Annotated in this window: 21 protein-coding genes; 9 read left to right on the top strand and 12 right to left on the bottom strand. The window is 38.4% G+C overall.

Features of this window, described 5'->3' with window-relative positions; all coding sequences use genetic code 11:
• Window positions 1-10 precede the first annotated feature (10 nt).
• The gene (locus tag G322_RS0106010) at window positions 11-400 is read left to right on the top strand and encodes a fumarate reductase subunit C (RefSeq protein WP_022940907.1); all 390 of its coding nucleotides are present in this window, start codon (window positions 11-13) and stop codon (window positions 398-400) included.
• A gap of 11 nt (window positions 401-411) precedes the next feature.
• The gene (gene frdD / locus G322_RS0106005; protein WP_022940906.1) at window positions 412-789 is read left to right on the top strand and encodes a fumarate reductase subunit FrdD; all 378 of its coding nucleotides are present in this window, start codon (window positions 412-414) and stop codon (window positions 787-789) included.
• Between the two features lie 170 nt (window positions 790-959).
• Here the strand turns inward: frdD and G322_RS0106000 are convergent, their stop codons facing one another.
• The 7 genes from G322_RS0106000 to efp form a co-directional block, all read right to left on the bottom strand.
• Complete coding sequence (locus G322_RS0106000) at window positions 960-1,445, bottom strand: nitrous oxide reductase accessory protein NosL (protein WP_022940905.1); 486 nt, start codon at window positions 1,443-1,445, stop codon at window positions 960-962.
• A gap of 108 nt (window positions 1,446-1,553) precedes the next feature.
• Entirely contained in the window at window positions 1,554-2,372 is an 819-nt protein-coding gene (locus tag G322_RS0105995; protein ID WP_022940904.1) for an ABC transporter permease subunit, read from the bottom strand.
• A complete protein-coding gene (locus tag G322_RS0105990) occupies window positions 2,369-3,265 on the bottom strand; it encodes an ABC transporter ATP-binding protein (protein WP_022940903.1) in 897 nt (298 codons plus the stop codon). The genes G322_RS0105995 and G322_RS0105990 overlap by 4 nt, the downstream gene beginning before the upstream one ends.
• On the bottom strand, window positions 3,262-4,536 hold the full coding sequence (locus G322_RS0105985) for a nitrous oxide reductase family maturation protein NosD (RefSeq protein WP_022940902.1): 1,275 nt from the start codon (window positions 4,534-4,536) through the stop codon (window positions 3,262-3,264). The genes G322_RS0105990 and G322_RS0105985 overlap by 4 nt, the downstream gene beginning before the upstream one ends.
• Window positions 4,537-4,658: 122 nt before the next feature.
• Window positions 4,659-6,551, bottom strand: a complete 1,893-nt coding sequence (gene nosZ, locus G322_RS0105980; RefSeq protein ID WP_022940901.1) for a TAT-dependent nitrous-oxide reductase — start codon at window positions 6,549-6,551, stop codon at window positions 4,659-4,661.
• A gap of 29 nt (window positions 6,552-6,580) precedes the next feature.
• Window positions 6,581-8,716, bottom strand: coding sequence for a transcriptional regulator NosR (gene nosR / locus G322_RS0105975; RefSeq protein ID WP_022940900.1), 2,136 nt, complete (start codon window positions 8,714-8,716; stop codon window positions 6,581-6,583).
• 478 nt (window positions 8,717-9,194) lie between these two features.
• On the bottom strand, window positions 9,195-9,764 hold the full coding sequence (efp, locus tag G322_RS0105970) for an elongation factor P (protein ID WP_022940899.1): 570 nt from the start codon (window positions 9,762-9,764) through the stop codon (window positions 9,195-9,197).
• Between the two features lie 27 nt (window positions 9,765-9,791).
• Here efp and epmB point away from each other — a divergent pair, with 27 nt between their 5' ends.
• Both epmB and G322_RS0105960 read left to right on the top strand, forming a co-directional pair.
• Entirely contained in the window at window positions 9,792-10,808 is a 1,017-nt protein-coding gene (gene epmB, locus G322_RS0105965; protein ID WP_033422036.1) for an EF-P beta-lysylation protein EpmB, read from the top strand.
• 30 nt (window positions 10,809-10,838) lie between these two features.
• On the top strand, window positions 10,839-11,159 hold the full coding sequence (locus tag G322_RS0105960; RefSeq protein WP_022940897.1) for a hypothetical protein: 321 nt from the start codon (window positions 10,839-10,841) through the stop codon (window positions 11,157-11,159).
• A gap of 68 nt (window positions 11,160-11,227) precedes the next feature.
• Here the strand turns inward: G322_RS0105960 and G322_RS22190 are convergent, their stop codons facing one another.
• Window positions 11,228-12,820: a GGDEF domain-containing protein gene (locus tag G322_RS22190; protein ID WP_022940896.1), complete on the bottom strand. Its 1,593-nt coding sequence runs from the start codon at window positions 12,818-12,820 to the stop codon at window positions 11,228-11,230.
• Entirely contained in the window at window positions 12,821-14,338 is a 1,518-nt protein-coding gene (locus G322_RS0105950; protein WP_022940895.1) for an ABC transporter substrate-binding protein, read from the bottom strand. It lies immediately after the preceding gene.
• A gap of 161 nt (window positions 14,339-14,499) precedes the next feature.
• Here G322_RS0105950 and G322_RS0105945 point away from each other — a divergent pair, with 161 nt between their 5' ends.
• Entirely contained in the window at window positions 14,500-15,159 is a 660-nt protein-coding gene (locus G322_RS0105945; RefSeq protein WP_022940894.1) for a hypothetical protein, read from the top strand.
• On the opposite strand, the gene G322_RS20025 is transcribed toward G322_RS0105945, so the two are convergent.
• Both G322_RS20025 and G322_RS0105935 read right to left on the bottom strand, forming a co-directional pair.
• Entirely contained in the window at window positions 15,145-15,783 is a 639-nt protein-coding gene (locus G322_RS20025; protein WP_022940893.1) for a DUF5610 domain-containing protein, read from the bottom strand. The genes G322_RS0105945 and G322_RS20025 overlap by 15 nt on opposite strands.
• A gap of 196 nt (window positions 15,784-15,979) precedes the next feature.
• Window positions 15,980-16,528, bottom strand: a complete 549-nt coding sequence (locus G322_RS0105935; protein WP_022940892.1) for a hypothetical protein — start codon at window positions 16,526-16,528, stop codon at window positions 15,980-15,982.
• 265 nt (window positions 16,529-16,793) lie between these two features.
• On the opposite strand from G322_RS0105935, the gene G322_RS0105930 reads away from it, so the two are divergent.
• Together G322_RS0105930 and G322_RS0105925 are read left to right on the top strand one after the other, a co-directional pair.
• A complete protein-coding gene (locus G322_RS0105930; protein ID WP_022940891.1) occupies window positions 16,794-17,171 on the top strand; it encodes a DUF3461 family protein in 378 nt (125 codons plus the stop codon).
• 686 nt (window positions 17,172-17,857) lie between these two features.
• Window positions 17,858-19,999 (top strand): CHASE3 domain-containing protein, encoded by a 2,142-nt coding sequence (locus G322_RS0105925; protein ID WP_022940890.1) that lies wholly within the window; start codon window positions 17,858-17,860, stop codon window positions 19,997-19,999.
• Window positions 20,000-20,143: 144 nt separating this feature from the next.
• Here G322_RS0105925 and trmB read toward each other — a convergent pair whose 3' ends face one another.
• Entirely contained in the window at window positions 20,144-20,875 is a 732-nt protein-coding gene (trmB, locus tag G322_RS0105920; protein ID WP_022940889.1) for a tRNA (guanosine(46)-N7)-methyltransferase TrmB, read from the bottom strand.
• Between the two features lie 130 nt (window positions 20,876-21,005).
• On the opposite strand from trmB, the gene mutY reads away from it, so the two are divergent.
• Together mutY and G322_RS0105910 are read left to right on the top strand one after the other, a co-directional pair.
• Window positions 21,006-22,061 carry an A/G-specific adenine glycosylase gene (gene mutY / locus G322_RS0105915; protein ID WP_022940888.1) on the top strand — a complete coding sequence of 352 codons (1,056 nt, stop codon included), beginning with the start codon at window positions 21,006-21,008 and terminating at the stop codon, window positions 22,059-22,061.
• A 9-nt stretch (window positions 22,062-22,070) separates the two neighbouring features.
• Window positions 22,071-22,340 (top strand): oxidative damage protection protein, encoded by a 270-nt coding sequence (locus G322_RS0105910; protein ID WP_022940887.1) that lies wholly within the window; start codon window positions 22,071-22,073, stop codon window positions 22,338-22,340.
• The last annotated feature ends 161 nt before the right edge of the window (window positions 22,341-22,501 follow it).

Genomic DNA, 22,501 nt, shown 5'->3' with positions numbered 1-22,501 from the left:
GAGAATAACAATGAGTAAACGTAAACCTTATACACGGGAACTACCTAGTGATTGGTGGATGAAACAGCTTTTTTACACCAAATATATGATCAGAGAAGGCAGTAGTGTTTTTATCACCCTTTATAGTTTGATATTAGCGTGGGGAGTGCTGCGCTTAAGCCAAGGAGAAGTTGCATTTAATGGCTGGATGGCATCATTACAAAACCCATTGATGATTATTTTGCACCTTATCGCACTGGCTTTAGCGCTTTATCATACCATTACATGGTTTTCACTAGCGCCTAAAGCGGTTGATTTGTGGATAAAAGGTAAACGTCTTGATGATAAGGTCATTATTTCTGGACACTATGCCACTTTTATTATTGCCACTATTTTATGTCTGTTAATCATTACGTTATAAGGATCAAGTTTATGTCGGAAAATAAAGAGAAAACCTATATCCGCTCCCATGAACCTGTTTTTTGGGGACTGTTTGGCGCAGGTGGTATGCTCACTGCTTTTTTAACCCCAGTAATGATATTAATAACGGGGTTATTAATTCCACTGGGTATTATCGATAAGGGCAACTTTAATTATCAAACCCTGCATAATTTTGCCACTACTTGGTTTGGTGCGGCGGTTATCTTGGTATTAGTGGCATTACCGCTGTGGCACACGCTACACCGTATTTTTCATGCATTACATGATTTAGGTGTTAAACGTGGTCGAGATTGGCAGATGGTATTCTGTTACGGTTTTGCATTTGCGGTGAGTGTGTTTGTTTTTACATTATTATTGCAGATGTTTTAAATGTAGGACTTTAGCTTTGCACTTAAATGAGTCAGAGCTAAAGCACCACACAATTCGGACGTAGGACTTTAGTCCTGCTTTGTTTACCAAAGGCGCAGCTAAAGCAGCACGTCCTATTAATATTTTAGATTTGTGTACCATAGGCAAAGCTAAAGCTTCACTTCCAAAATCTACAACCTATCCATCGTTATCTCTTCAAAGCCATAAACAGTGCCACCGAACTCTTTTTTGAACGCCTGTGCATGCTCTTTTTTGCCAAAGCTTGCTAGGGTTTGCCCCATTGCACCACGTTTACTTGAATGAATGACAAACCAAGCCGTTGTAGCATCAATAAAATGACCGTCGTTGGGTTCATCCCACGGCATTTTACTCATGTCATGTACAAATAGTTGCGTCACTTGGCGTTTGTTTTCAGGCTGGAGATAAAAAGCAAACATATCTCGGGTCGAACAAAATTTATTGATCTGCTCACTACGTTTATCTGCAACTTCCCCTTTGGGCCCCGGATAATTAATAATCAGCATGCCACATAAATGGCATTCATCACTGCTTTCAATCGCCACCGCTTGTTTTAACATCTGTAACTCTGACTGTGTATCGTTACAGCCAGCAATGAATAATAAACTGATAAGGGAGAATAATTTAAGGTAGTTCATTGTTTATTCCTAAGGAATCGTTACAACATAACTTGCGATAAATTGTTTCCAAAAAGCCCTAAATGACTGGCTATTTAAAAAAAATCGCAAGTAATGTTGAAGCCAATCCTAAATTGATTTTTTATTAAAGATTAACAAAGCGATAGAGAGCGGAATAACTATCCAACCCAGCATGATAATGAATAACGTCAGTGGATTAACTTCACTATTAATGGCAACCGACAGAGCGCCACTGACATCATCTGCTTGTAACGCAGAAAGGTTAATCAGACGAAACAGATCCGCAGGGTTGAACATCATCACTTGCACTAATCCTTGCTGTGTTAAACCCTCTTCCATGCCCACCAATAAACCCAACAAGGCCAGATCAAACACTAAGACAAAAAATAGCCATAATAACAGTGCAATACCTGCGGCTTTTGATTTTTCACTGGCCACTAAACTGATAATATAAGCAAGCGCAATAAAGCTCAGACCGAGCAGTGATGAGCTAACAATAAACAGACTAAAAGCGGGTAATACGGCAGCGAAACTACTGCTAAAACCTAACAATATGGCTGCACTACCAAAACCTAATAGCGTAGCTAATGAGATAATACTGCCTTGACCAATAAATTTACCCAATAGTAGTTGTCCACGACTGATCGGGTAAGTTAATAGTAATAACAACGTGCCCGATTCCTGCTCTCCGACAAAACTATCGTAGCAAAGTAACAGTGCAATCAGCGGAATAATAAACACCGATAAACTGGATAAACTGGCAATCGTGGTTGCTAATGAAGCCGTTTCTAATTGCCCTGATGCAAGGCTTCCGTAATAACTTAGCCCAATGGCAAGCACTGCAAATACAATGGTAATAGAGAGTAACCAACGATTACGTAAACCATCTTGGAACTCTTTGGCAGCCACCGCAAAAATAGCATTCATAGCGATTCCCCTTGTGAACTTTTAAGATAGTGATGGTAAATTTTCTCTAAACTGGCGCTCTCTACACTAATATCGCTAATACTTTCAAATGCCATTAACTGTCTAATTATATTTACCTTTTCAGATTCAGGCACCCGTAACTGATTACTGCCCACCATAAACCCAGCAAGCTGTTTAACCTCTTTTAATGCCCCATTAATGCCCTGTGTGGTAATTTCAACGGGCAGTTTTGCTCGCTCACGTAATTGCGAAAGACTGCCAGATGCAACCACTTTCCCTTGATTTAAAATCATCGCGGTATCGATATGCTGTTCTACTCCGGGCAGAACATGGGAGCAAAGAATAATACTCGCACCACGGCTTTTAAGCTGATCGACACTGTGGTAAAAATCCTGCGTTGCCACGGGATCAAGCCCCACGGTCGGTTCATCTAATAACAGTAATTTAGGCTGTCCTAAAAAAGCTTGTGCTAAGCCTAAACGTTGACGCATCCCTTTTGAATAGGTTTTAACCGCGCGATGTTGCGCCTCTTTCAAGCCCACTTTTTCTAGCAACTCCGCCACCTGCTTTTTATCAACCGACTTTAAGCGTGCAAAATAGGTTAATACTTGCAAGCCCGTTAACTGCTCATAAAAACTGACATTTTCAGGCAGATAACCTATTTTTTTACGGTTTTCCCATGCTTTTTTATGTTTCGGATCTAAACCAAATACTGAGATGGAGCCAGAGGTGACGCAGAGGACACCTAAAATAAGTTTCATCATAGTGGTTTTTCCTGCGCCGTTATGACCAAACAAGCCTAAAACCTCACCCGCCTGCAACTCAAGGTTGATATCTTTTAATGCGTTAAGTTGCCCATAGTGTTTATCAACCGCGGTTAATGTCACGATCATGCTTTATCTCCTTGTAAAGAGGGGCGCTTCATCAATGGGAAACTGTCTTTTACCCCGCCCGGTTTTAATATTGGAAATTGATTTTGCACCCAACGCAGTAATAAAATCGCCGGGCTATCCAACAATACTTTTGCTTCTGGGTATTGCCAGACTAATTTATCAATCGCATCATTTGGCTCAAAAGGGCTATCCCCCTTGCCATCACCATTTAAATCCCAGCCCAAATAGTTACTCCAATAGTTACCCACTCCCTGTTGACTCCACTCTTGACGACGGTTCGATACATATTTCACCTGTACAGGATTGTTGATAAAACTGTTACCAAAAATTTTGCCATTTTCAGAGCCTGCAGTCAGATGAATACCAATTTCAGCGTGTTCAATAATGTTGTAACTAATAGTGTTGTAACCTGAGTTATAAACAAACAGCCCTTTTCCTTCGCGCCCCATCACTCTATTTTCAGGTTTAGTCCAAACGTTTTTAATACGGTTATAACTGATATTGGAGTGGGTAATAAAATTCATCAACATACCATAGTCTTCACTGTCTCGGCTCTCATTACCTTGTACAACAAGATGTTTCGAGCTCATTAATGCGTAACCTGCACGGGTATTATAGGTGAGGTTATCGAGCACTTTATTATGGTGAGAATACATATAATGTATACCGTAACGTAGATTAAACAGGGTATTACCACGTAACTCGCTCTCTTGACTGGCGATAATATACAGACCATCGCGCGTCTCTGTGACACTGTTATTGATAACCAAAGCATATTTAACACTCGAAAGTTGAATACCATTGCCCCGGTCTGCAGAGCGCAATTTAAGATTACCTTTAATGCGGTTATTATCGATCACAATATGCTCTGCACGTTGTATCCAAATACCGAAGCCATCCCCTGTGAGGTTATTATTTTTGATGCTGATATTTTTATTTTTTTTATCTGAATAGATAGCCGAATTTTGATCGGTAAGATCCGATCCCCAATTGATAATGGTTAAATTCTCAATGGTGGTATTTGAAGCCATGATTTGAATAGCATGACCTTGACCAAGTGCATCAATCACAGCCCCTTTTTCACCCGTTAAAGTGATGCTATTTTTAAGCACAAAGTTGCCCTGATAAATACCTGCTTTAAGTAAAACAGTGTCACCATGCGTAGTATTATCAAGCTGTTGCTGTAAATCATCTATAGTTGAAACTTCAATGAATGTGGCATGAATAAATGAGGAAAAAAGCAGAAGGCTAATTGATAAAATTTTTTTCAAATGTAATTAACTCCTTGTTAATTGTGACTCTAATAAAGGCGAAACTAAAGTTTCACTTCCATCATATTTTCAGCCTTGTTATAAAAAAATCAGCCAATACCCGTGTATTGGCTGATATAAAACTACGCTTCTACAAACATACGTCCACGCATCTCCATGTGTAGCGCATGGCAGAACCAGTTACAGTAATACCAATGTACACCGGGTTTATTGGCGGTGAAGGTGATCGACGCTGTTGCTTGCGGGCCAATTTCCATCTGCACACCGTGGTTAGTCATACAGAAACCGTGGGTGACATCTTCAATCATATCAAGGTTGGTGATAATCACCGTGACTTCATCGCCTAATTTTACGGTAAAATCAGCGGTGCCAAACATCGGCGCAACAGAGGTCATATAAACACGCACTTTTTTACCATCACGAATCACTTTATTATCCGCCATGGTATTAACACCATCTTTCTTAGCGATAGCCAGTGTTTCAGCAAAAATAGGATCATCACGTGTCCACAATTTATTCGGTTTTACTTTACTGCGATGCACAATGATACAGTCATGGGGTTCAGCAAAAGCGGGACCATCATGTACTAGTTTCATCTCATCACCGGAAATATCAATAAGCTGATCATTTTCAGGGTGTAATGGTCCTACAGGAAGGAAGCGATCTTTTGAGAACTTACATAAAGAGATTAACCATTTACCATCGGCATCACGTGTTTCACCTTGTGAAGTATGGTTATGACCCGGCTGATAATGAACATCTAATTTTTGACGAAGATAGTTCACTTTTTTACCATTATGCGCATCAATCGCATCTTGCACATTCCACTTAGCAATTTGGCTATCAAGGAAGAGAGTAGTATAAGCATTACCCCTACCATCAAATGCGGTATGCAGTGGGCCTAAACCAAGCTCTGGCTCAGCAATAACCGTATCACGAGGTTTAATCTTATCAGCAAAAAGATCATCTAACTTATCAATCGCAATAATTGAAACGGTGGGAGATAATTTACCAGCTGCCATAAAATATTTACCATCTGGCGAGGTATTCAGACCATGTGGTGATTTAGGCACAGGAATATAACGGGTTAATTTCGATCCTTTACGACCATCTAAAACAGGCACATCATTGCCATTATAAGTTTTAAATTTACCCGCTTTTAAAGCTGCTTCACAACGCGCAAGGCTAAACACTACCACATGATCACGCTCAGGTGCGATCATCTCACCTAAAGTCATGCCCATCTCAGAGTTATAACAGGTTGATGCAAAATATTTACCATCGTAATCAGCATCGGTATTATCTAAATTACCATCCACTCTTACTTGGAAAACAACTTCCATCTTCTCTGCATCAATCACATTAAACAAAGAGGTGTAAGTGCTAACATCACGCATGGTTGAACCATCATTCACAATCGGAGCTTCAAACTCACCATTGCAGATAACATATTTAGTATAAGGCACTTTTTGTACCCGCAAACCATGAATCGCTTGTACATTAGGCACGGTTAACATTTTGTCACACTTCATCACATCACAACGAATACGTGCAACACGGCTATTGGCTTTATCATTAATGAAGATATATTTACCATTGTAACGACCGTCGGTCATGCTCATGTGTGGGTGATGCGAGTCACCCATCATGATACCAGCACTCTCCCCTTTTATGCGCTTACTCTCCTCCGTAAATCCCCAACCCGTTGCTGAGTCGGTATTAAACACAGGAATACGCATTAACTCACGCATCGATGGAAGTCCCATAATACGCACTTCACCCGATTGCCCACCACTCCAAAAACCATAATATTCATCTAAGTCACCAGGATGAACAAAGGCTTTATTTTCCGAAATTTCAGACGCCTGCGCTTTTGCCATAGTAGCAAACATGGTTGCAGTCATCGGTACAGCAGCGACGGCTACACCAAGGGCTGCGCTTTTACCAAAAAACTTACGTCGGTCTGCATTTTCTAATTCATTTTCAGGTGTTAACTCACTGCTTTTTTCACTCATGATCGTTCTCTCCATCCAGTTGTTAAATGTTACAGCTCTTTGAACTCAATCCCCTGTTCGGGGGCTTTTTTACGTTTTTTGTAGGCTAGCTTTTTCAGAGGAGGACATTTTTCCTCGTTGTAATAGGTAATTTGGCAATCTAAACAATAGTGACACTCGCGCATATTGATCACGCCATCGGGATTTATCGCTTGAATCTCACACTCTTTTGCGCAGGTTTTACACGGCGAGCCACATTCAGGGCGACGTTTTAACCAATCAAACAGACGAATACTGTTAGAGATAGAAAGTGCAGCACCTAACGGGCAAAGGTAACGACAAAAGGTTTTACGATTAAATAGGTTGATGGTGAGTAGAAACAGCGCCCAAAGCACAAAGGGCCACTGGCGATCAAATTTTAAGAGGAAAGTGGTTTTAAAAGGTTCGATCTCAGCGAACTGCTCCGCCAGAGAAAGAGAATCTAATGAAATAGCAAACAAGGCTAATAGAATAAGGTACTTAATCGCCCATAAACGTTCATGCACTGCCCATGGCAACTCTACTTGTGGAATCTTAATGTAACGTGCGAACTGATTTAATAACTCTTGTAGCGCACCAAAAGGGCATAACCAACCACAATAAACAGCCCTTCCCCACATCAGCATGGTCACGGCAGCCGCACTCCACAAAATAAAGATAACCGGATCCAATAGAAACAGATCCCATGAAAAATCACCGACCAATGCGTGTAAAAAAGTAAAAACATTCACAATAGAGAGCTGACCACCCCAACTCCAACCAATTAACACCACGGTAATGACTAAAAATCCATGGCGTAAGTTATGCATAAACACCGGGTGACGCACCAGAACATCTTGGAAAAATAGAATCAGTACCAATACAAAGATCAGCGTAATTAAAATGACCACTTTGACTTGATGCTCAAGCCAAACCTGCTCTGTTAACGTTAATTCAGGCTCAGGATAAATTGCGGGGGGGGTATCAACATACTTATCTAGCATGTGATAATCGGCCTCAAAGCTACTAAATAAGCTATCAACAGGGCCTGTTTGTCTGCGCACCAATAACTCTAAGGTCCAATCTGCACCGGGATCAAACTGATGAACATCGGAGATCTTAAACACCGACATCTCTTTAAAACGGGGCGCTCCCTCACTCAATAGATCCATCATCCGGTTATGCTCTAAATCACGAAAGGTTATGTCATTATTGCCTTGGTGCAGTTGAATGCGGTCAAAAATACCACCACGCACATAACCAGAGCCTTTAAAAGAGTAACCATTACCAAACAGTGCCAGTAAATGTTCACCTACTTTTAAATCCTCCGTTAACCACTGGTAATCTGATTCACTAAACAGGTTTTTACCAATATTAGGAATATCGACCAAGGTATAATAGATCTCAGCAAACATCGCTTTATTCTGGCTACTCTCAACGCGATCAACACTCTCCGCTTCTGTACCAGAAAACGCTTGTTGTACCATTTCATTAGTTAAGTGCAGTTTCCGAATTGAACCATCTCCCGTTAAAGCAAGCCATGATTTTTTCTCAAAAAGTAAATTTTTAATGGTAGAAATAGGCTGAATAACGGTGGATTTACTTTCGATCAATCCTAACGCAAGTGCCGCTTTATTGGCCGCTTTCGTAATACCTGCATTCATCACCATCACTGTAACGGTCGCACCAGAAAGACCATCAATCGGCAGATAACCTTTGCTCACTTTCCCGCCCACTTTAATACGGTCGTTCACTGACAAACCTGCATATTGGTCAATAAAAGCGAGTAATTTTCTTTCTGGAATACCCGCTAAAATAATCGGTTCATGATGCTCTAATACTTTCGCGGTGAGATAATTAGCTTCTGGGTCAATAACCACCAACATATTAACTGGTTCACCAGAGTAAGCAGGAATTCTAGCAAGATCATTGGTTTCAAATGCATAACCGACTATTAGATCATTTTGATAAACAGTCCAAAGCAGTGGATCTCCCTGTTTTTCTGAAATTTTGGTTAATTCAGGAAAAGTGCTTTTAATAAAAGGGATGGGATCTTTGGGCGGGCTAACAAACAGCGCATAACTAGAAAAAGAGCCCAAAAGACATAATGTTGCAATCAATAACAGCATCAGATTTTTCGGAAATTTTATCAATCTGGATATACTCATTATGTAGATTCCATCAGCGCAATAATAGTTGACTAATAGACTAGGTTATTGAGATCAAACAACTCTTGATATAAGTCAACTTACTGCATTTTGTAACTATTCTGTTACTAAATTGTGATGCGGAAAAAGCACAATCTACCTATAAAGAACTATTGACCCAAGGGTAAGGTTTCTATTTTAATGAACAAGTTAGAGCAATTTTATAGTTTAAAAATCCATTACAATATGATTATACCAATTACATTAATTATGTGAGCAAATATTACGCAGGAAAAATGAGCCAGTTTAAGGCGGAAATTGCTGTAAATGGTTGTTCCCTTTACAAAATTTCCAACGCAGAAATGGTTTATTTTAACCAGTAAGATTGATTAGCTAGTTAGTGTAATTGGTATTAATAATGATGTACTGAGCCCATATTCTTACAAGCATTAAAAAGCCCAGATAAACTGGGCTCTGTTTTATTCATTTGTTTAGTCGCTTACTTCTTAACACGCCCCACATATTCTGCATTACGTGTATCAACCTTAACCACTTCACCAATCTGAATAAACAGTGGTACACGAATCGTAGCACCCGTTGCTAATATTGCTGGTTTACCACCGGTTCCCGCAGTATCACCTTTAAGACCAGGATCAGTCTCTGTTACTTCAATCTCAACAAAGTTGGGTGGCGTCACTGCAATTGGATTATCATTCCATAATGTAATAGTACAAACATCTTGCTCAACCAGCCATTTCTTCATATCCCCGACCGCTTTAGTGTCAGCGGCAATCTGCTCAAAAGTAGTATTGTTCATAAAGTGATAAAACTCACCATCGTTATAAAGATAAGCCAGTTCGATATCCATCACATCAGCAGCTTCTACAGATTCACCCGACTTGAATGTTTTCTCAACCACTTTACCCGATAGCAATTTACGGAATTTAACACGGTTAAATGCCTGACCTTTACCCGGTTTTACTAATTCATTATTAATGATGGCACAAGGCTCTTTATCGAGCATGAATTTTAGCCCACCTTTGAATTCACTGGTACTATATGTAGCCATAACAACCTCTTTATAAAATAATTTAAAATGACAGAAATAATTACCGTGAATAATACCGATGCGATGCCCTCTTGGCAAAAAGAACTGGCTAATGCAGTGAAAAATCCGCTACAACTTTTGCAATTATTGGAGATAAACCCAGAAAATGCGAATTTAAGTGAAATCGCACGTAAAAATTTCTCAATGTTGGTACCTTTACCTTTTGTCAGAAAAATGAAAAAAGGTAATATTTCCGATCCTCTTTTGTTACAAGTATTACCCATTAACAGTGAAGATAAATTAACCGAGGGTTACAGTTTAGATCCACTTGGTGAGCATCAAAATGGCATTCAAGGGTTGCTACATAAATACAAAAGCCGCGTATTACTAATTTTAAAATCAGGTTGTGCGATTAATTGCCGTTACTGTTTTCGCCGTCATTTTCCCTATCAAGATAATAACCTTAATAAAAAACAGCTATCTGAAATATTAATTTACCTTGAAAAACACCCAGAGGTGAACGAAGTCATTTTAAGTGGTGGCGATCCGCTGATGGCAAAAGATGAATTTCTACAAACCGTTATTAATGAACTTGAGCAGTTACCACAGCTAAAACGGTTACGTATTCATACCCGCTTACCCGTGGTGATTCCACAGCGTATTACCGATGAATTAGTTGATTCGCTAAAAAAGTCACGCTTAAAAGTTATGTTTGTTTTACATATCAATCACGCCAATGAGATTGATACGCCTTTTGCACAGGCAATACATAAACTACATAAAGCCGGCATTCAACTCTTAAATCAAAGTGTGTTATTAAAAGGTGTCAATGACAACAGTGAAGCATTGGTTAACCTCAGCGAAGCTCTCTCAAAAGTACACATTTTACCTTACTACCTCTTTCTACTAGACAAAGTACAAGGCGCGCAACATTTTGATTTAACAACAGAGAAAGCCCAGCAACTTATCAAACAGATAAGTGCCGAACTGCCCGGTTATTTAGTCCCGAAATTAAGCCGAGAAATTGCAGGAGAAAAGAGTAAAACACTGATAAATTCACTATAATAAAAAAAATAAAATTAACAAGGATAAACCATGAGCAAAGAAAGCGTATTAAAACAATTGCAGGAAAACCTTAAAATCATCTACCACAAAGCGGTTGATGCTGACAAACAACTTCAGCAACTTCGCAGTCAAAAAAAAGCGGGCTTTGCACACATTTTTGCAGCCGATGGTGCATTCAAAAATCACTCCGATACTTTTTTACCCTATGTCGAAGAGTTAGCAGCAGACTTACAGGAGATTCAAACAGATGATGAAGATCACTACAAAAAATTACTGCCTAATATTGTGGTTAAAATTGAATTACTATTTAAGATGTTAAGTTCGTTAAAAAACAACTTAAAAGAGAGCTAAAAACACGCTTAACAAACGCGCTTTACCGAGAAGGATCTTAAAATCCCTCTTTCCCAAAGCGCGTTAATTTAAGATTTATAAACACAAACTCTATTACGGCCTGCGTGTTTCGCTTCATAAAGTGCTCTGTCAGCAAAAGACAGCTGTTTAAGCGCGTCATCTCCTTGTAAAAATTGCACCTCTGTAAGGCCAATACTCACCGAAAAAGGGATCTCTTCTCCATTATAAAGGTAAGGTTTCTCAGCAATCACTAATCTTATTCGCTCCATTAACATGTGTGCATTTTTTTCAATGGTATTAGGCATTAATAAAACAAACTCTTCACCACCAAAACGCGCAAACTGATCTGTTTTACGGATGATTAATAATACCCGCTTAGTAAATTCAATAAGTACCTTATCGCCAGCATCATGTCCATAGTTATCATTTACATTTTTAAACATATCGAGGTCTATCATCGCCACGCAATATACCTCTTTATAACGAACATAACGGGTATTTTCTTGCGTTAAAACCGTTTCAAAATAACGCCGATTAGAGATACCAGTGAGCCCATCACGTGAAGCAATGTGTTCAAGTTGCTTGCTAATGGTTAATACCTCTTGCTCTTTTTTCACTAAACGCTCGATATAATTTTGTACCGAGTATGCCATTTTACTAATTTCATCTTTCCCTGTGATGGAAAAATTCATGATTCGATCACTGTCACCCGCATTGATAATACGTCGAATTAATTCAATGCGACGAATAAAATCGAGCTGAATAAGCAGTAAAAATAGGGTCACAAATAAACAGGAGAAAACCACTAGATATAAACGTTGTTTACGTTTATTAAGATCACTTTCTAAGCGCGCCAGCTTTTCAATAAAGCGATCTTGAAGTCGAGTGACATTTACCCCTAAAGAGGAGACAAAAAGATCGGTAAACGCCTCATTTTTTAAACGTAATTCCTCAAGTCGATCCAGTTGCCTTGCATAATGTTGGTAACTGACAGAGAGTGAATTCTTTCCTAAAAAGGTATCCTGTAAATATTGCAACTCATCATCTTCAAGCTTGAGAGAAATTTTATTAATATAACTCTCTAGTGCTTCAATATCAGCCTCTTTGTTTAACTCTAATTGCTTATTCACAATAGGATTAAAGTGTGAAATGGCGTTATCTAGTATGATATAAAACGCGATATCATCTCTCTTTAAGCTTGCCTTTTTTAAGCCTTCTGCAAAACCATAAAGCTTAAAAAATTGTTCAGAGAACTTAAATTTTTTAGTTACTGCCCGTGCAATTTCATCAAGGTGGGAATAGAGACGTAGCTTTAATATCAATAACTCTTGATGGTCATCGGTATGCCCGGTTAATTGATTAAATAGTTTATCAATCCATAAACGTTTATCTGAAACCTCCAAAAGATTCCACTGTAACTCATTAATATTTCCTGATAAAAGCATCTGTGTAGAGATATGAATAACCTCATCAGTTTGCGCTTTTAACTCTGTCATTTTTAATAACAAATCAAAATTATGATCTTTTACCTGTTGATATTCATCCCTAAACTCACTTAATGAAATAATGCCAACGACAGAGGAGAGTAACGTCATCGCAGCCATTAACAGGGTTAGTAAAACAACTTTGACACTTAACCTATCTTTAAATTTTGCTTTCATCTATTTTTGCCAATACATTTGTGAAAAAATCATCGCAGGGATAGATTCATTTATCCAATAACCACGTAACGCTTTATGCCAAATCCCCACTTTAGGTAACATAAAGAGAAAAACATTCACCGCATCATCACTCAATTTTTGCTGTGCTTTTTTTAATAGCTCAGCACGTTTACTCTTTTCATGGGTACGATTTAACTGCGCGATAATATTTTTATATTCACTATTTTTATAATTAAAATAATAATCATCACGTGCATAAATTTCTAAATCATGAGGCTCGGTATGTGCAATAACAGTAAGGTCATAATCTTTATCCTGATAAACCCTTGTTAGCCACTCTTGCCAGCTTACCTCTTCAATTATTACTGTTATACCTATCTCTTTTAACATCTGTTGCACATGTAAACTAATATATTGTGCATAAGTAGGCGGGGGAGATAACAATACTAAAGGTCTAATTGCAACGCCAGAGGCTTTTAATAACTGCTTTGCATCAGAAAGACTAAAGGGGTAAGCATTGGTTAAATCTAAATAAGCAATCTCATTAGGGGAATAATGGCTACCTATTTCAGCGCCAGTAATGAAATTTGGCGTATCTGCAATTACTTTTTTATTCATTGCATGGCTGATTGCCTGGCGAACAGACTTTGAGGCCAACATCTCATTCGCATTATTCATCGCAACAATAATTTCACCACTAGTATTACCCATTTTCAGCACATAATCTTGACGAATTGCAAACAGAGAATCTAAAAAACCGACCTCGGTCATGCTTGAATAACCATCCAGTAAACCATCTGCTAAATAACTCACCACCTGAGAGCGAGTTTGTGCAAATACAATCTTAATATTTTCAATACGAGCAAGTGTTCCCCAATAATGATGATTAATAGTCAAGTTAATGTAATCCCCCTTTTTCCAGTTAACAAAACGGTAAGGGCCTGTTCCAATAGGTTGATTCGCATTACTCGCCCATGATTTTGGATGCTGAATAACAGCACTGCCTAGACCTAAATTATATAAAAAATCACCATCAGACCAAGCAAGTTTAATGCGTATAACATGCTTACTGATAACAGTAATATCTACAATATTAGTAAATTTCCCTTTTATCGGGTTCCTGCTATTTGATGCAATCATGCGCTCAAGGGAAGATTTTACAATGGTAGCCGTCAGGTAAGTACGATCATGGAAGAAAACCTCTTTTTGCAACGTAAAGGTATAAATAAGCCCTGTTTTATCTATTGTCCAGCGCTTTGCTAAACTAGGCTGAACTTGATTTGAACTGTCAATTTGTGTCAGCCCTTCAAAAACATTTTGATAGGTGATTTTTTGAATAGAGGTCGATGCATTAATAGCAGGGTCTAAAATTGGAGGCTCTAAGGTAATAGCAATGTGTAACAGCCCTTTTTCACGGGCTTGTACAGTCGTTATAAGGGAGATAGTGAGGAAAGAAACAAGTAATATCGGTATCGAAAATGCAATTAAATGGCGGAAAACAAAAATAGTAGCTGGCACGAAAAACACTCCCTGTGAACAAATATATTTTGAAAAAAATAATAATTTAACTAATTATAGCTCAAAGCATTAGTTTTCTTTCTATAAAATAACAAAACAAGATGTTCATCAAAAATAAGCTATCTTTAAAATATCCATCGGTTGTGATTAGGAGATAAAAGATGAACTACTTTTTAAAAATAGTGGCCATATTTCTCTTTTCTAGTGGCTCAATTGCAGCACCTCTACAAATAGCCACCAGCACGAATTTAAAGTTATTAAATGTTAATTATCAACACCTACTAGAAGTTGCCATTAACAATGCAGGCTTTCAGGTTGAGTTTGTAGAGTTTGAAAATGCCGACACATTACAAAAAAGTAATTCAGGTGAGCTAGATGGAGAGTTATATCGTTATAGTTATACCATGCATGAATACCATCATTTGACGATGATCCCAATTAAACTTAATAGTGCCGCCTTGTTTGTCTATGTCGCACAGAAATATGACTGCCCTCGTTTTCAAAAACTTGCAAAGCACACACCTATTGGTGTTATCGGTATCACCTATTTTGATGACTTATATAAATCTTCACATGTAGGTTTTATTGAGCAAGACAGTATCACCCACGCAATTGAATCGTTACTCAACACACCTCTTAGTTTCACCGTTTTTCCCGATGATATTGTCCCCTCATTGATGTTATTAACAGGGGTGAAATTAAAACGCTGTTATCAACAACCTATTTTAATATTAAGCGCATACAGTTATCTACACCAAAAACATGTCGATAAAATTGAGATGATCAGCAGAGAGCTAAATAACTTATTACTCGCTCAGTAACGCTTCATCACTGTTATTTTTATTGCTGTATTTATCTATAAAATCTGCTAATCCCTGTAGAACCAATTTATAGGTTTTATCAATATTAGTTGCAATGTCTCCCTCAAGCGCATTTAACCCTGTGAGCACCTCTTTTGCTTCACTAAAACCTTGATCAATGCCACCACTAATAATATCCACAAACTTAGTCAACGCTTGCTGCTCATCCATTTCAGGGTGTTGCTTTAAATAAAGCGGAAAAAAGTTAGTACTAAAAGCAACAATTCGATCCGCGGTTGCGACAGGGCTGACATCAACGCCTTCATCAACACTCTGTTCAATCGTTTTTTCAAAGCCAAGCTCTTTTAATGCTTCATTAATCCCCTCTAATGCTGTTTTTAATAACAGCACCTGAGGTTGGCTGGCAATGCTTCCCTCATATTTGAGGGCAGATTCTAAAATAGAGGCATTTAATAGTTTTTTATTAGTCACAGAGATAGGGATCTGCACTCCCGCAGATTTTTTACTATGTGCAAGTTTAGAGACCACTTCCCCCATTGGACCTGACTCTTTTTTATCACTCTCTTTAGCAAGAATGCGTACTGCTTGACTAAAGGATTTATTCGCTGAAATGTTATTGTCCATGATGAACTCCTTGAAACTCAAAACCACACTAAGTTATCGGCAAGTTAACAAAATACTTTATCTATTTTAGTCTATTTTTCAAACAAACTGTTATGTGTAATTTACGCTAGAAGATAGGATAGTTGTGCTTTTAACTTAGCAAAAAGGGCTATCAAATTGATAGCCCTTTAAATATAACGAGTTAACTAATAAAAAATTAGCGACGGCGTTTACGCGGTGCAATAAACAAACCAATCATTGCTAAAGAGAATAATATAAAGGGCGCTGGCTCAGGAATTTTGCTTGCATGACCACGCCCTGTTGCTGTAAGGGTTGAACCACCTAAGTAAAAATCCCCCTTTAAGCGCTTAATTGTTATCTCTAACAGACCATCCAGATTAAGTGAATACCAACCACGCCAAGAAACACCTAAATCAACATCCTTATAAGAAACTTCAACAGTACGATCTCCCCAAAAACCAGGCTGACTGATAGATGCCCACTCAGTACCTTTATCAAACCATCTATCTTTATCACCATCATCAAAGAGGTTAATACTTAAATTATAATTCCCCACATAATCTTGCTCAGGAGAAAACCCAACAGCCTTAAGATCATGCGTATAAGTATACGATTTAACACCACCTTTGTGCTTACCAGAAAAATAAACATCATCAAAATCTAAGCGCTCTTCCCACTGCATTGGTATTGCTTGGCTTGCGAGTGTCACTGTACATAAAACGATAAGCGCCAGTAATTTTTTCATTGTATCTCCAGATTAAAAAAGTTTATCTACACTTATCAAAGAAGCAAGAATCAGGCCGAAATAACTTTGTACTTTAATAACAAAATCTTGCAAGTACAGTGTTTACTATGACATTGATAATGTGTAATAATATTCGACACAAATAATAGTTTTTCTTGTATCCATTTACGCACCTCTTTTATTTTAGCCTAATTGATGAATTTGAATTTATAAACAAATAGAGCTACACCTAATGATGCTCATTAACTTTCAAAAAGGATATTCTATGCAACCACACTTAAAAAGTATCGGCATTAAAAAGGCACAAGAGATAAAACGCTATAGCCTACGCCAAGAGGGGGAGATAGATATTTTAAAAATCTATTTTAGAAAAACGGGTCGTGAACTATTAGCACGTAGTAGTAAATTTAAATTCCAGCGCCAACAAAAAAGAGTCAGTGGTGGGTATCAAGGCGACAATTTCACCAACTTATCAGAAATAAACCCTACACTACGCAACATCATTAAAGAGTTAGATGATTTAGCATTGAATGCGAACAGTGAAAAAGAGTTAAAAGAGCAACTCTTGGATGATTTAAAACATCTTGAGAGTGTTGTTTCAAACAAAATTAAGGAGATGGAAGATAAAATTTCAAGGCTTTAATCAAGTCATTATTTTTCTGCTAACGCCCCAAAGGGCTATACAGGTTAATGTAAGGGTGCATCAAACATTTCACCTAACACTCACATGTATTATCTCTAGGATCATATAACCAGAAGAAAAATAGCATTAGATGGTCTTACAACGAGTAACATAAATACACAGAAGTAGCCGTTGCAATTAATATTGTGACTAAAACACCGAGCGCTTCCGTCATATTTACAACAAGATAACTAAAATGATCATCACTGCCATACGGTGCAGGTATTCCATTATATGTACCGCTAGATGCTTCACTCGTTTTTAAGTGTATAAAACAAGAACAACTCATTAATGCTATTTGCCAATAGTCATTTTATATGAGATCGCTAAATAATAACGACTAACTCACTATTAACCGAGCGACAAGGATATTCATTAACGACCAAAAATGACCGGATAGCGCATAACGAAAAAAAATGTAGAAAACAGCAGAGCCCTGCTGTTGATTACTGGAAAACCTTTATTTAATGACCTAGAATTTACTTTACCTGTCTACTGATAATCTAAAAATTATTTACTCATATGATGAGAGTGATCTCTCTTTCTACATTTCACTACAATAACAAATGCATAAATACAACATAGCTAACACAAACATTTTCACTGTGTAATGCTTTAAAAAAGCAACACATCTAAAAGGAATTAATATGTTCTCCAATCTAAAGTTTAAAACCAAATTATTATCAGGTTATGCCCTGATATTATCTTTGATGATCGTTATCACTATGGTGGTTTTTTTCAGCGTTAAATCCTTGGTCGATAATTTTTACTGGGTGAATCATACCCATCAAGTTTTAGATCAAGCGTCAAAAATTGAGGCCGCTGGCGGTGACATGGAAACGGGTATGAGAGGTTACCTGCTTGCAGGTAAAGAATCCTTTTTAGAACCCTACCATAATGGTGCTAAATCCTTTAACGCTTTACTGAATAAGCTTTCCGATACGGTTTCTGATAATCCAATACAAGTTCAGTTATTAAAAGAGGTTGCTATCACCATCGAGCAATGGCAAAACAACATAACAGAACCAGCTATCGCTTTAAGAACAAAAATTGGCAACGCTAAAAGCATGAATGATATGGCCACTATTATCAAACAAGCGAAAGGGAAACAGTATTTTGATAAGTTCAGAGTGCAATTAAAAACCTTTATAGAACGAGAACGAAAACTGATGCGAGTACGTCAGGAACAAGCTAAAAACACCTACAATATTGAAGAACTAAGAGAACTTAATGCTTGGGTTGAACATACCTATAAGGTTATTGGCAGTGCACAAGCGATTGTAGCGGCCGCCGTGGACATGGAAACGGGTATGCGTGGTTTTCTGCTCGCGGGAGAAGATAAATTTTTGACTCCGTACAATGAAGGTAAAATACGTTTTTATATTTTAATAGAGGAATTATCGCAAATAGTTGCCGACAATTCACCTCAAGTAACTCTATTAACCGAAAGTAAAACCACCATTGATAACTGGATCAATCTCGTTGTTAAAGACCAAATTGCGTTACGACGTGAAATTGGTCATGCGCAAACAATGGATGATATGGCAGATCTCGTCGGTCAAGCAAAAGGAAAAGTTTACTTTGATAAATTTCGAAGCCAAATTAAAACCTTTAAAGAAAGAGAAGCGAGCTTAATGGCAACACGCCAAGGCTCCTTAAAGAAAATTGAATCCATGGTGATAAACACAACTATTTTTGGCACATTATTCGCTGTTATTGTCGGCATTGCTATCGCTTTAGGCTTAACTCGCCATGTTATTAGCTTGCTTGGAGGTGAGCCTAGTTACATTGCACAAATAGCAAAAACCGTAGCCGCCGGTGATTTAACGATGCCATTAGAAAATAATGGACCTGATCAAGGTATTTTCGCCGAAATGAAAAAAATGATTGTGGCACTACAAGAAAAAACCAATCTAGCTCAAAAAATAGCAGCGGGAGAGCTCGACCAAAAGGTGACTTTAGCTTCCGATAAAGATACCTTAGGGATCGCTTTGCAAGCAATGACCGAAAATTTAAATGCGGTATTAGGACAAACTCAATTAGCGAGTGTTGAAATATCCCAGGGCAGTAGCAGCATCGCAACAAGCAGTACGTTACTTTCAGAAGGAGCCTCTCAGCAAGCAGCCAGTATAGAGAACATATCAACGTCACTCACTGAGCTCACCACGCAAATATCAGCTAATGCGCAAAGCGCCAATCAAGCACGTGAACTGTCAGTTCAAGCTCAAAAAGAAGCCATCGCAAGCAGTGATAAAATGGATGAAATGGTGGCGGCCATGATTGAAATTTCTGATTCAAGCCAAAGCATATCAACATTTATTAGCACCATTGACGAAATAGCAGCACAAACTAATTTACTGGCATTGAACGCTGCCATTGAAGCCGCGCGAGCAGGGGAGCAAGGCCGAGGTTTCGCTGTTGTTGCTGATGAAGTTCGTAGCCTAGCGGCCAGAAGTTCTAAAGCGGCTGAAGAAACATCCAAATTAATCGCAGGATCTGTTGAAAAAACCCAAAAGGGTAGTTTAATCGCGACTGAAACAATGGAAAGTTTAAAAAGTATTTTTGAAACTATCAGTAAAACAACTGAACTTGTTGAAGAGATTGCTAACGCAAGCAATGAACAAGCCATTGCAGCAGAGACGATTAATGAAGGGGTTGTTGAAATTGATGGCGTCACTCAACAAAATAGTGACACCGCGCAAGAAAGTGCAGTCGCATCAGAGCAATTATCAGAACAAACCGAGCAATTAAAAGCCATGCTTGCTGGATTTAAACTGCAAAAAACATAAACATGGATAAGCGCGCAACGATACAACGATGTTGGAAACGTTAAGTGCTGTTAATTAACAAAAAGCGAACTATTTAAGTTCGCTTTTTTTGTTCCTAAAGTTTCCAACTAGAATGATTGTGATCATCAATTCAGTTTGGTGTTTTTAGTTATTACGCGTAAACAACAAGTCCCAAACACCATGGCCTAAACGCTGACCTCGATTTTCAAATTTGGTCAGCGGTCTCCAATCAGGACGAGGAGCATAATCTCCCTCTGCTGTATTTTCAAAATCAGAGGTCGCGTTCATCACCTCTAACATATGTTCAGCATAAGGTTGCCAATCAGTAGCCATGTGAATAACACCACCGATGACTAATTTCTTGCGCATATTGTCAATAAACGTTTCATTGACGATACGGCGTTTATTATGACGCGCTTTGTGCCAAGGATCAGGAAAATAAAGTTGGAAAGTAGCAAGGCTTTTCTCGGGGAGCATATGCGCCAACACTTCAACCGCATCATGATTTATTACACGTAAATTAGTCAAGCCCGCTTCACCTGCATCCGCTAAACATGCCCCCACGCCCGGACCATGCACCTCAATACCGATAAAGTTTTTCTCTGGCGCCTTCAAAGCCATCTCGATCAACGACTTTCCCATACCAAAACCAACCTCTAAAACAACAGGTGCATCACGACCAAAAATCGCTACAAAATCAAGCATCTCTTCTTTATAATCGATGCCCATGCTTTCCCACAACGTGTCGATTGCAGTTTGCTGACGGTTGGTCATACGCCCTTCTCGTTTTACAAAAGAACGAATTTTACGCATATATTTTGGTTTTTCTTGTGGCGCTTCATTTTCATTACCTTGAGGCGTTTTTTGCTCTGTCATTGTTGTTACCTTAATAGGGTTCTTAACTTATTTTCGCGCATTATATCCTTAACCCCCAAGGTTTGTAATTCTAATTTTTTATCTAACTCTGTTATTATCTGCACCTTAAAATTTAACCAAAGAGTATCTTGTGCAAGAGAATAACTTTAACCAACGCATTATCACGTGGCACGCCCTACATGGGCGGAAAACACTTCCTTGGCAAATGGATAAAAGCCTTTATAAAACATGGATAAGTGAGGTGATGTTGCAACAAACACAGGTTGCTACCGTTATCCCCTATTTCAATAAATTCATGCGCTCTTTTCCAACCATCGATTATTTAGCCAATGCACCGATTGATGAAATATTACACCACTGGACTGGGCTTGGTTATTACGCACGCGCACGTAATTTACATAAATCGGCACAAACTATTCGCGATCAGTTTGATGGGAAATTTCCAGAAGCGTTTGACGATGTGATTGCACTTTCGGGCATTGGACGCTCAACAGCAGGGGCAATTTTGTCTCTCACATTAGGTAAAAACTTTGCTATTTTAGATGGTAATGTAAAACGTGTTTTAACACGCCATCAAACAATTGAAGGCTGGACAGGTGAAAAACGAGTAGAGGATCGTTTATGGGAACTTGCTGAACGCTTAACGCCTGCGCAACAAGCAAATATATTCAATCAAGCGATGATGGATATGGGCGCGATGATCTGCACACGTAGCAAACCCAAGTGTCATGAATGCCCAGTGAGTGAGGACTGCCTCGCCCTTAAGAGTGATAGCATGACAAATTATCCGACACCCAAGGCAAAAAAGAAGATTCCAATCAAAAATGCAGTGATGTTGGTATTGTGTGAAAATGGCAAGACAATTCAGTTAAAACAGCGTCCTCCCGTCGGAATTTGGGGGGGGTTATGGTGTTTCCCTGAATTTGAAAGCATTGATAACGCACTACAGCATTTAAGCGAACAGGGAATTAAAGATTACCAACAAACAGAACTGAATAGCTTCCGTCATACCTTTAGCCACTTTCACTTTGATATTACGCCACTACTGATTGAAATTAATCAACTCGATGTTTCACAAGTGATGGAAGATTCAGGCTCACTTTGGTATAACTTACAACACCCACAAAAAATTGGCTTAGCAGCAGCGACAAAAAAAATATTAACTGCTGTTCATAAAAAATTATAAGGAATAGATATGTCACGTACCGTATTTTGTAGTTATTTGAAAAAAGAAGCACCCGGCCTTGCTTTCCAACTTATCCCCGGCGAATTGGGTAAACGTATTTTTGATAATATCAGCCAAGAAGCGTGGAGCGAATGGCAACAAAAACAAACGATGTTTATCAATGAGAAAAAATTAAACTTAATGAAAGCAGAAGATCGTCAGCAAATTGAAGTGGCAATGATTGGTTATCTTTTTGAAAATAAAGAGGTAGAAATTGAAGGTTATACAGAACAAAAGTAACTTTGTTCACAAATAAAGCAACAAACGTTCAATGCACACGCAAACACAATAAAAACAGGATAAAAGCGTAGAAATAGGTTGACGAATGAGCCGAAAATCTATTTAATACGCCTCGTTCCTAGAACAACGCATCAGAACATCAGATGCACGGAATGTTACTT

This window comes from Psychromonas hadalis ATCC BAA-638 (assembly GCF_000420245.1).
Lineage (GTDB): Bacteria > Pseudomonadota > Gammaproteobacteria > Enterobacterales > Psychromonadaceae > Psychromonas > Psychromonas hadalis.
This window is presented reverse-complemented; position numbering and strand designations above follow the sequence as displayed.